The following is a 7,670-nucleotide window of genomic DNA, read 5'->3' as shown; positions in this document are numbered from 1 at the left end:
CAGCCTCCGGGTCAGGGAGCACATCGGCGGCTAAGGCAAGCGACGCGGAGAGATAGATACCATAGGCTAAGCCGAAGACCAGCGCGACGCAGAAGATCACCGTGAAGTTAGGGATCAGCGCAAAGGGAATCAGCGCGACGGCCATCACCCAGCCCGCCAGCCCGATAATTTTCTTACGCCCGAGAGTGTCGGTTAGCCGTGCCGCAATCCCTGAGCCAATCGCCCCGGAAAGCGAGATTCCCAGCGCCGCCGCCAGCGCCCCGTTCTTGGGCGTCTTTAAGTCCAACCCAAAGAGCGTGAGCTGCGGAACCCGATCCGAGAGATAGTTGCTCACATAGAGCAAAATTAAGTAGAAGCCAAAGGCCACTAAGAAGCGTGCCAGCCAGACCCAGCGAAAGTCCGGCGAGCGAAACGGCTCAATCCAGGCCGCAGGCGTGATCCGGGGCAGCGCCGCTCCGGGCTCGTGCTTGCGTTGCTCCGGGGCGGCGGGCTCGTGCCAGATGGCGAGCGTGATCAGCGCACAGATAATATTGATGACCGCTACCGCGACATAGATCAGCGCAATCTTACCCAGCCCCAGCCCGATACCTACCGCGACGATCTGCGCGATCAACTGGAGCATGCTCAGGATTCCGCTGGCTTTTCCTCGGTGATTTTCCGGCACCTGGTCGTAGATCAGCGCGGCGTAGGGGCCGGTCGCCACATCGTCGGAGATCTGCAAGAACAGATAGGCAATCGCCATCATCATCAGTGAGTTTGCCTGCCCCAGTAGTAGCAAGGCGACACTGGTGAGCGCGGCACCAATCGCTAAAAACGGGCGACGACGGCCAAAACGCGTTTGGGTGCGATCCGAGAGCCAGCCCATGAGCGCTGGGCCAATCATCGCCTCGAAGGCTCCGATAGCAACAATCATCCCCCACGCGCCGTTTTTCTCCCCGCCCGGCACGACCTCCGCCACTTGAAGCGGCTGGAGCAGAAAGAGCACAAACCACTTCAGGCTGGTCACAAACCAGTACGCGCCGGTCCCCAGATACCAGAACGGCTTATCCTGGAACGTGGGCTTACTCATCGCCACGCAATTCAGAGATCTCTTTTGCCCATTTTTGCAGGATCACTTTGCGCTTCACTTTGAGTGTGGGCGTGAGCTCGCCGGTGTCAATGGAGAAAACGGCGTTGATGAGCGTGAACTTCTTGATCTTCTCAAAGTCCGCCAGTGTGGTTGAGTTCGCGTCAATTTCGGATTTTATTTTCTTTTTATCGTCGGCCTCGGTGAAGCCCGCCTCGCGTAGCTTCTCAATATTGGGGACGACTAAGGCAGTAATGGAGTTTTGCTTGTCGCCAATAAGCACGACTTCGGTGATAAACGGCGAGTTTTTGATTTTTGTCTCAATGGGCACGGGCGAGACATTCTTGCCATTGGCCAGAACAATAATATCTTTCTTGCGATCCGTAATTTTCAGATAACCGTCTTGGCTTAGCTCACCGATATCGCCGGTGTGGAGCCAGCCTTCGTCAGAAATCATGTCCCGCGTGGCCTGCTCGTTGTTCCAATAGCCTTTCATCACATTGGGGCCACGGTAGCAGATCTCGCCATCGGGGGCGATCTTAACCTCCCCCTCATTGATGACCTGCCCAACGGTGCCGATACGCACCGCATGCCCCGGATTGATAGAGATCACCGGTGATGTCTCGGTGAGGCCGTAGCCCTCCACCAGGTTCATGCCCAGCGCCCGCCAGAAAAGCGCCGTCTCCGGGTTGAGCGCCGCGCCGCCCGAGACCAGAAGCCGGAACTTACCGCCGAACTCCTCGCGAATCTTGGAAAAGACCAGCTTCTCGCCCGTGGCCCGCTGAATCGTCAGGCTCATTCCAGGATGCCTGCCCGTCTGCTCCTCGCGGATGCACTCTTTGGCGGCTTCGAGAGATTTCGTAAAGATCGCATGGCGTAGCTCGCCCGCCTTGGTGGCCTTGTCCATTACCCGATCCTGCATCATCTCCCAGAGGCGCGGCACGCAGAGCATGATGCTCGGCTGGACCGTCTTCATCTCCTCTTGCAGCGTCTTCACGCCCTCGGAGTACGCCGTGGTTGAGCCTGTGCCAAGGGCAAGGTAGCAGCCCATGCGCTCAAACGAGTGGGCAAGCGGAAGAAACGAGAGAAACGTGTCTTCGGCAGTGATGGTGATACCGCCTTTGGAGAAGAGTGCGAGCGTATTGATGGCGTTACTGGTGAAGTTCTTGTGTGTGAGCATCGCGCCCTTGGGATCGCCGGTGGTGCCCGACGTATAGATCAAGGACGCGATATCCTCGGGCTTGATACTCTGCCATGCTGCCTCGTACGCGCCGGGGGCGAAGGGATTTTGCTGACCACGCTCCTGGAGCTGCGCAAACGAGAGCGCGTCACCGTCGGCCTCGCCCATCACGATGAGCTGCGTGAGGCTCGGACACTCGGCCTGCGCGATGCGCGCATTGGCGAGCAGCTTTGCATTGCCCGCGATCAGAACCTTGGCACTGCTATCATTGACAATAAAAGCCACTTGGGGCGGGGGCAATGTCGGATAGATAGACGTATTGATCGCGCCCAGTGCATGGCAGGCGAGGTCGGCAACCACCCACGACGGCTGGTTCTCGGCGTAGATCGCCACTCGGTCGCCGTGCACAATGCCAAGGCTCCTGAGCCCTGCCGCCGTCGCCTCCACTCTTGCCGCGAGCTCCGTGTAGGAAATACTATGCCACTCGCGGTCTTCCCGGTAGCGCATCGCCACCGCGCTTCCCTGCGCCGCGACGGTTTGTTGAAAAAACTGTGTCAGTGTTTGGTCGGTCATTGCCCTTATCCTTTAGAGACTGTATTGCTTTCTTATTCGCGATCCTGACAGCAAAAACCTGCCGCACAGAGCCAGGAGAGGGTGAGGAGCAAAACATTTCCCAGACTTCCGTAGATCATGATGGTCACAACGACGTTTTCCATACCGCTATTTTAGGGTGTGACACTTCGCTCCCGCGCGGGACATTCCTCCTGGTTTATGGCCTTCCCAGTCCTACGTTTCCTAGGTAAAATGCACGCATGAAACCAGGACTTCCCGGCGCGGCGTTTCTTTTGATTCTAGCGGGCTGCACCAAGCAAGCGGCTTCCCCGACACAGGCTCCCTATTTTCGAGACATCACCGAGGCAGCGGGGCTGCACTACCGCTGGACACAGCCCTCGAAAACCCCACTGAACCTTAAGGAGACGATTGGCAATGGCTGTGCTTTTCTGGACTTCGACCACGATGGTAACCTGGATATTCTGCTGGTCGGGGCACCCTGTGCCCTCTTTCGCGGCGATGGCAAGGGCCAGTTCACGCCCGCCGAGTTTCCCAAGCTCACTGGGGCGTTCTTGGGATGCGCCGTGGGCGACTTCGACCACGATGGCTATCCCGATATCTACTTAACTGCCTTTGCAGGCGGGGCGTTGCTGCATAACGAGGGCGGTAAGCGCTTCACAGAGATCAGTGCCGCAGCCGGTATCACACCCCAGCCCTGGGGGACGGCGGCGACCTGGGTGGAGACAACTCCTGGCTCCGGAAAGCTCGATCTCTTTGTCGCAAACTACGTGGACTTCTCACCGGAGCGTGGGGCACGCCTTCTCTGCGACACCCGTGATGCCCACGGCGCGAGTATTCTAGCGGCCTGTGGCCCCCGTGAGTACGAGCCCCTGCCCGCCGCGTTTTTTCAGAATCTGGGCACGGGCCGTTTTACCGATGCCTCTGTGAGTAGCGGAGTCAAGGCCCAGACTCGGGGCCGAGGGCTAGGAGTGGCGGCCTGTGATTTCAGTGGCTCGGGGCGGCTGGGAATCGCCTTCGCCAACGACGAAGCACCGAGTGATCTGCTGATGCCCACTGCAAATGGAAAAGGCTTCACCAATCAGGCTGATGCCCTCGGAGTGGCCTACGATAGCGACACCAAGCTCCACGCGGGCATGGGCCTGGACTGGGGCGACTACGACAACGATGGCTGGCCGGATCTGGTCGTGACCACGTTTCGCCACGAACCCAACTCGCTCTACCACAGTGAGGGGGGAAAAGTATTCAAAGATGTCGGCTTCGCGGCGGGGATCGGGGCGGCGACGGAGCCCTATGTCGCTTTTGGCTGCCGCTTCCTGGACTTTGACAACGATGGCTGGCTGGACCTTGCCTTCACCAATGGCCATGTCCAGGACAATGTCCAGAAACTCGATGCCAGCACCACCTACACGCAGCCCAGCCAGCTCTTTCAGAACCAGAATGGCCGTTTTGCCGACGTCAGCCGCGCAGGCGGTCCGTCGTTCGCAAAGCCGATTCTCGGGCGGGGGCTGGCGACGGGAGATTTTGACAACGACGGGGCGGTGGACCTACTTCTCGTAGACTCGCAGGGAGCACCACTGTTGCTTCACAATGAGACCGCAGGAGCAGGACGCGGGCACTGGCTGGGGCTGGTGTTGGAAGGAACCAAGAGCAACCGCGACGGCTACGGCGCTACTGTGACCGTCACCCTTCCGGGCGGCAAGACCCTAGTGCGGCACTGCCACGCCGATGGCTCGTATCTCTCCAGCTCCGATCCGCGCGTGCATATCGGCCTGGGAGCGGCAGTGGGTGTGGAGAAAGTAGTGATCCGCTGGCCGTCGGGGACAGTCCAAACCCTCGCTACCCCTGGATTAGATCGCTACTTGCCGGTTCGTGAGGGACCCTGACGCGCAAGCTCAGCCTGTTCCAGGCGGGCGCGGGCAGCCTCCCCGTTGGCGAGGCACCAGCGGATAAGCTCCTGACGCCGGGCGCTACTCTCGGGCTGCATCGCCACACGGCTCACCAGACGATCCCGTGTCTCCCGGCGCTCCTGGGCGCGGCGGTGCTCCTGGATCAGCTTCAGCCCCCGCTCGCGCTGCCCCCGCCGCACGAGCACCTGCCCGAGCTGAATCTTAAGCCCCTCTAGCTCAGGGGCACGGGCAAGCGCTTCGTCCAGTGCCACCTGTGCGCCCGCATCGTCGCCACGGGCAATTTTTAAGTTCCCCAGCCCATAGAGCGCGGCGGGGTAGCCCGGGGCCACTTTGAGGCACAGCGTGAGCCACTTCTCCATCTCGGCGTACCGCTCCTCGGGCTTGCCGCCCCCCCGCCGGGCCTCCTCCCAGGCGATCTCCACCCGCTGGAGCAGACCAGGAGGCGCATCCGGGGCAAACCGATCCGCCTCAGTGAGCACCTTCTTGGCTTCGTCGTAGCGCTGCTGCTTGATGAGATTACTCGCGAGCTCGCCCAGCACGCCAGGGTTCTGTGGATCCAGAGCCACCGCCTCGCGGCGCTCGGCCTCGCCCTCCGGTAGGTGGAGCTCACGCTCTAAAAAACGCGCCAGCGCCAGGTGAACCGACACCACATCCGGTGCCAGCTCCCGCGCAGAACGCAAGTGCTCCCCAGCGGGCTTCGAGTAGCCCAGCTCCTGCTCCAACTGGCCCAGATGGACCAGCGCCGCCGCCGACTTCGGGGCCAGCGCGAGCGCCTGCCGTACTAGCGGAAGCGCCCGATCCAGTGCCCCCAGCTGGAGATAAAACCCTCCCAAAAAATCACTCAGATCGGAGGAACGAGCCGCCACGGGATCCAATGCCTGCGCTAAGCTCAGAGCCTTCGCGTGCTGCCCTGATTCTTGCGCCGCCTGAAGCGCCTGCACCGTAGCACTCACCTCGACCGGCATATCGCCCGTAGGCACAAGCTCCGCGCTCACCCGCCGGGGCACTGAAGGCGAAGGCGTCCCCGAGGGGCTTGGAGACACCGAACAGCCCGCCAGTACCAGCAGCAAAACTCCTGCAAAACGGTTCATAAAAAACGTAGCACGGAAACCCCCTCTACGGCTTTAGCCGGGGGAGGAGGGCTACTCCTGTCTGCCGGAAGGCTTCGGGGCAATCCGTGTCCTTTCTTGATTGTTTGTCATTATAATGATAGAATGTTGTCTGTGAAGCTCGTTGCACAAATCAAACTCCTGCCCACACAAGAGCAAGCAGAACTCCTCAAACAGACAATGGTGAAAACCAATGAGGCGGCTTGCCGCGTGTCTGATTGGGCGTTTTCTGCCAAGGTATTTGGGCGTTTTGACCTGCACTACCAGTGGTACGAAACCATACGCAACGAAACAGGACTCACCGCGCAAATAGTCGCACTCCTCTTTGCTAAAGTCGCGGACGCTTACAAACGGGACACTCAGAGGATTCGCGCTTTTCGTCCTCTGGGAGCCATCACCTACGATTCCAGAGTCCTCCGATACGTCCTTGAGAAGCGGTGCGTTTCTATCTGGACTCTCACAGGAAGAGAGAGAATCCCCTTCGTTTGCGGTGAACACCAGACCGAACTGCTCAAGGGATTGCGTGGTGAATCTGACCTCGTTTTTCTGGATGGTGCGTTCTACCTGATGGCAACCTGCGACATCGAAGATCCCCCGCTTCGCGAAGTCAACGGCACGATTGGTATTGACCTTGGCATTGTGCAGATTGCGTCTGACAGCGAAGGAAACCAGTACAGCGGAGAACCTATTCGCAAAATCAGACGCGCCCTGCGACGGCTTCGCGCTGGGCTTCAGCAGTGCGGTTCTAAATCGGCAAAGCGTCACCTTCAAAGGTTGCGCTGTCGCCAAGCACGCTTCACTCGCTGGGTGAACCATAACATCAGCCGCAGACTTGTCGAAACTGCGGCTAGGCTCGGGAAGGCACTCGTTCTTGAAGACCTTAGCGGTATCAGAGAGCGAGGAAACGGCTTCAGCCGAGAGATGCGTTTTGAGCTTGGCAACTGGAGTTTCGATCAGTTGAAACAGTTTGTGACCTACAAGGCAAGGCGTGCGGGTATCCCTGTGGTTCTGATTGATCCACGCAACACCTCCCGTACTTGCTCTATTTGTGGCTACTGTGCTAAACATAATCGAAAGTCTCAGTCTGTCTTCAAGTGTAAAAACTGTGGTCTGGAGATGAATGCTGATCGCAATGCGGCAGTGAACATCTCAGGACACGGGGCGTTTGTAACTCGCCCTATGGACGGAACGATGGGTAATCTATCATTACTGTCAAAGCCCCCTGCTTTAGCGGGGGGATAAGTTACCGTGTGCGCATCCTACAATGCTCTCTTGCAAGATGTCAAGCGGTACAATACGAGCATGGCCTACAGCGACTTTACCCTCCCCGATGCCCTGCGCTCGTTTGGCCTGACACGCCAGGATCAAGCGGGGCTCTTTGCCGCCGCCGCACCCGTGTCGCCCTCCAGCATTCTTACCGCGCACCTGGAGGAGTCGGCGGAGTATGCCCTGCGCCTGAACACCGAGAAAGCGCGCTCGGAGCTACTCATCATGCCCATTCTGATGGAAGCGCGGCGGCAGGCACACTACCAGATCAGCGTGTTCTCGGGGGCAATTTTTATCGTTGATGCCGCCCAGCGCCTCTCCGGGTTCTGTGACTATCTGGTCTCCGCCTCGCCTGAGTCGCTCTACTTAGAAGCGCCTGTACTCGCTGTTGTGGAAGCCAAGAACGAAGCCATTGTCAGCGGCTACGGCCAGTGCATCGCCGAGATGGTCGCAGCCAAGATTTTCAACGAGCGTGCGGGAACACCACGCACTGTAATCTATGGTGCTGTCACTACGGGCGATGCCTGGAGCTTTCTACAGCTCTCCGGGCAGAGTGTGGTCATGGAAGA

At 59.3% G+C, this 7,670-nt stretch carries 6 protein-coding genes; 3 read left to right on the top strand and 3 right to left on the bottom strand.

Features of this window, described 5'->3' with window-relative positions:
* Together ACH2EH_RS24980 and ACH2EH_RS24975 are read right to left on the bottom strand one after the other, a co-directional pair.
* The coding region (locus ACH2EH_RS24980; protein WP_395146098.1) for an MFS transporter at positions 1-1,069 on the bottom strand (1,069 nt) is incomplete at its 3' end.
* Positions 1,062-2,819, bottom strand: a complete 1,758-nt coding sequence (locus tag ACH2EH_RS24975) for an AMP-dependent synthetase/ligase (protein WP_395146096.1) — start codon at positions 2,817-2,819, stop codon at positions 1,062-1,064. The genes ACH2EH_RS24975 and ACH2EH_RS24980, both read right to left, overlap by 8 nt.
* 239 nt (positions 2,820-3,058) lie before the next feature.
* Here ACH2EH_RS24975 and ACH2EH_RS24970 point away from each other — a divergent pair, with 239 nt between their 5' ends.
* The gene (locus ACH2EH_RS24970) at positions 3,059-4,702 is read left to right on the top strand and encodes a CRTAC1 family protein (protein ID WP_395146094.1); all 1,644 of its coding nucleotides are present in this window, start codon (positions 3,059-3,061) and stop codon (positions 4,700-4,702) included.
* Here the strand turns inward: ACH2EH_RS24970 and ACH2EH_RS24965 are convergent.
* On the bottom strand, positions 4,675-5,817 hold the full coding sequence (locus ACH2EH_RS24965; protein WP_395146093.1) for a tetratricopeptide repeat protein: 1,143 nt from the start codon (positions 5,815-5,817) through the stop codon (positions 4,675-4,677). The two genes, ACH2EH_RS24970 and ACH2EH_RS24965, sit on opposite strands and share 28 nt — an antisense overlap.
* Before the next feature lie 132 nt (positions 5,818-5,949).
* On the opposite strand from ACH2EH_RS24965, the gene ACH2EH_RS24960 reads away from it, so the two are divergent.
* Both ACH2EH_RS24960 and ACH2EH_RS24955 read left to right on the top strand, forming a co-directional pair.
* Positions 5,950-7,077 carry an RNA-guided endonuclease InsQ/TnpB family protein gene (locus ACH2EH_RS24960; RefSeq protein WP_395146091.1) on the top strand — a complete coding sequence of 376 codons (1,128 nt, stop codon included), beginning with the start codon at positions 5,950-5,952 and terminating at the stop codon, positions 7,075-7,077.
* A 60-nt stretch (positions 7,078-7,137) separates the two neighbouring features.
* Positions 7,138-7,670 (top strand): hypothetical protein (locus ACH2EH_RS24955; protein ID WP_395146089.1); only part of this gene is annotated, 533 nt, incomplete at its 3' end.

Origin of the sequence: Armatimonas sp. (assembly GCF_043760365.1) — a bacterium.
Classification (GTDB): domain Bacteria; phylum Armatimonadota; class Armatimonadia; order Armatimonadales; family Armatimonadaceae; genus Armatimonas.
Note: the sequence above shows the minus strand (reverse complement) of the source record. Positions and strands in the feature narration are given on the sequence as shown.

Bases quoted from the DNA above. Each gene is read 5' to 3' on its own strand.
- ACH2EH_RS24970 (WP_395146094.1), top strand. From the start codon at position 3,059: ATGAAACCAGGACTTCCCGGCGCGGCGTTTCTTTTGATTCTAGCGGGC.
- ACH2EH_RS24965 (WP_395146093.1), bottom strand. From the start codon at position 5,817: ATGAACCGTTTTGCAGGAGTTTTGCTGCTGGTACTGGCGGGCTGTTCG.
- ACH2EH_RS24975 (WP_395146096.1), bottom strand. From the start codon at position 2,819: ATGACCGACCAAACACTGACACAGTTTTTTCAACAAACCGTCGCGGCG.